This window comes from Ideonella sp. FW305-24, assembly GCF_058788035.1.
Genome location: NZ_JBYTAI010000036.1, coordinates 1 through 2,920, shown reverse-complemented (window position 1 = coordinate 2,920; position 2,920 = coordinate 1). Strand labels below are relative to the sequence as shown.

Here is a 2,920-nt window from a genome sequence, read left to right as displayed (position 1 = left end):
CGCGGTTACCTGCCAGGTCGTACGCATAGGTCGTGGACTCGCCGAGCTTCACACCGTCAGAAACAAAGCTGTTGTCGCTGATCTTGAGCAGTTGGCCCGCCGCCCGGACGGGCCCTCAGCTTCGCATCGCCAGGGTGTCCGCAAACGGGCAGGGTTGGTGCTGCGCGCCAAGCCAGAAAAGCAGGAAACAGAGCGGTCCGGTCATCGCAGCGAGGTCCACCATCTACCTGGAAACCGCTCAACCGCCCAAATCCGGCGCCTCGATTCGTGAAAAATCTGCTCGACGGCGTGCCGCAGCGGTGCGTCTAGCATTCGGACAGGACATGACCCCGGCTTCCGCTGGCCCGGCTTCTCCGGCTTCCGCGCTATGAGCCTGACAGGTCAATGCCATCCGCCTTCAAGGCCGCGATGAAGCGCTGCACCTGCGAAGAGATGTCAACAATTGACGTTCCCCCTTTGGCTGTAAGTTCCGCCTTCCCATCCGCCGCGAACTGAGCGGCAATCCCCTTGGCCTCAACCTGGATGTCATTCGGCAATAGGCGGAACAAGTCCGCCGAACCAGACTCGGCGACAAGCCTTATGGCCACGTATGCCACGTCGCTGGCTGGGACCTCATGGTTCTTCCACATGTCGACCCAAAGGGCAATTTTCTTGGCTGCGTCTGTGCTCATTGCTATATCCCCCGATCAGTAGCCGGAGCTTACTCGGAAGGCGTTGACTGCCTTGTCGCCAGCGATGACTGCATCGTAGTGCCAGTTGTTCTTGACGTTTGGAGCGGTCCATTGATTGAACTGCTTTCCTGACACCCAACCCTTCATTTCGTACGAAGCCATCTCAATCTCGCTCATTTCATGAGCGACTGCCTGCACGATATGTTCATCGCTCTCAAGAACGCCGGGACGGAGATAGATCGTCACTCCGCTATCGCCGTTCGCAAGCTTGGAAGCGATATTGACATCAAAGCGGTACTGGGCATTTGGGTTGATCAAGTTGGGCCCGTATGTGGCGTCGAACTCACCACCACCGTAGGTTCGACGCTCTGCCACCCGTGCAGCGTAGCCATCTTCACTTAGACGAACGAATCTATAGCCAGCCAACTCCTCTGCGCTGTAGCCAGCCTTCTGCATTAGCCCAGGTATTTCATTGACTGCCCTTGTGATGGCTGAGCCATACAGCTGAGCGTTGGTCTTCAACGTCATGCTGGAGGCCCAGATTTTGTTGATGAACGCGGGCCCTCCTTCCAATGCAGATGCAGCTCCAGGCCTGAGCGTGCCACCCGCCGTGAATCGCGCCAGAGCGCTTTCACCCTTGGCCAGCAAGGAGCCCATGATTTCTCGGCCTGCGCCGAGCATGGCGGCACCGCCGGCAACAGCATCACGACCCAGCGATGTGGCCAAGCGAAACAAGGAGCGAGGATCAATGATTTCCCACGGCGCCGCTGTTCCCTCCAGCGGCTTGTCGTAGTCGCGCATGTACCCACCGGAGCGGTAGTTGTCCATGTACTCCTGCGACTGCACCGCGCTGTTGACGACGCCTGCGAGCACATAGCCGCGCTGGTTTTCACTCAGTTGCCCATAGGCATCAGCGAAGCCCGAGACGCCGGCCGTGGTCATCATGCGGGACCTTCCGAGGTCGTCCCTCATGCCGCGATACGCATCGTAGTAACGAGCGATCACGGAATTGACCGAGTCAACCTCGTCTGAACCGAGTGCCTGCAACTGAAGCACCTTGGCACGATCCCCGGCTGGTATAGCCCCGTCGTAGGACCCGTAGCCGCCAGCTGCAACACGAGCTTCAAGCGCATCGGCCCCCGCCCCGAACATCATCATCGTGGAGCCAAAGTTGGCTCGTGGATTACCTGCTTCGCGAACAACTGCGTCAAACGTGCGCAATGTCTGCCGGTCAACCAACGTGCCAGGTCCAGTCTGCAAGGATTGGACGCGTTGCAGTTCCTTGGCGATCAGCCCTCGCACGTACCCTTCGTCACCAGCAGCGCGTGCATCGGCTGCGCCGCCGGTCGCATCGAGGTCGTCAGTGGTCCACCCGCCGAGCTTTGGCTCTGTGCTTGCACCGACGCGCAAGCCCCGGCCATTCGTGCCCTTGGGAACCAGCGCGTACTTTTCGCTCTCCGCTGCGGCAGCTTGCATCTCATCGACGATGCCCTGACCCAACGCATTGCCAAACGCGTCAGCCGCGACCTGCTGCGCGCTCACGCGCCCACCCCGCATCAAGGCCACCGTTACTCCGCCAGCGAAGCCCGCCACGGTACCCGTCACGACTCTTTCGGCGAACTGGTTGCCGAGTGCGCCGTTCATGTCCGCGCCGACATTAGCGCTCACGCTCTGGCCCACGCCCGCACCGATCGCAGCGCCCGCCACGCCGGCCCAGTTGAAGCTCTTTTGCAGCCCGACCACCATGCCAACGCCTTGCGACAAGGCATTCGACATCGCCGCCCGCACGAAGGTGTTCTGCAGGCCCGAGCCTGTGAGCGTGGTTTGAGCCCCACCTGGTGTCGCCAAGCCAGCCGACACCGCCCCACCTATCGCGGACTGGGCCACCTGCTTCCAGGAGAAGTCCTTTTGCGCGCCAACGGCCATGCCGACGCCTTGGCTGACGATGGAGCCCACTGCCGCACCGATGGCTCCCGCCGCAACGCCGACTGCAGACCCCGCGACCGCTCCGGTCGCGGCCACGGCTCCAGCCAAACCACCGCCCGCGGCGGCTCCAGCCTCAGCAGCCACCGTCGACAGCAAACTAGCCGCAGCCCCGGCGGTGTAGATGGTGACGATGACCGCCACCACGATCATGATGATCATGCCAACACCGCCGCAGCCGCCGCTGTTCTTGGGCATCGGCAGGTTCGGGCTGGTATCCCCCACCACATCCGCCGGGTTGTAGGGCTTGAAGGTGCCGGCGTTGT

Annotated in this window: 3 protein-coding genes; 1 reads left to right on the top strand and 2 read right to left on the bottom strand. The window is 61.7% G+C overall.

The annotated features are described in order from the left end of the window. A partial coding sequence (locus AC3WR5_RS33335; RefSeq protein ID WP_492490088.1) for a hypothetical protein occupies positions 1–271 on the top strand: 271 nt, incomplete at its 5' end. A gap of 94 nt (positions 272–365) precedes the next feature. On the opposite strand, the gene AC3WR5_RS33330 is transcribed toward AC3WR5_RS33335, so the two are convergent. Beyond that, positions 366–671 (bottom strand): hypothetical protein, encoded by a 306-nt coding sequence (locus AC3WR5_RS33330; protein WP_492490087.1) that lies wholly within the window; start codon positions 669–671, stop codon positions 366–368. Between the two features lie 15 nt (positions 672–686). Then, positions 687–2,920 (bottom strand): hypothetical protein (locus AC3WR5_RS33325; RefSeq protein WP_492490086.1); only part of this gene is annotated, 2,234 nt, incomplete at its 5' end.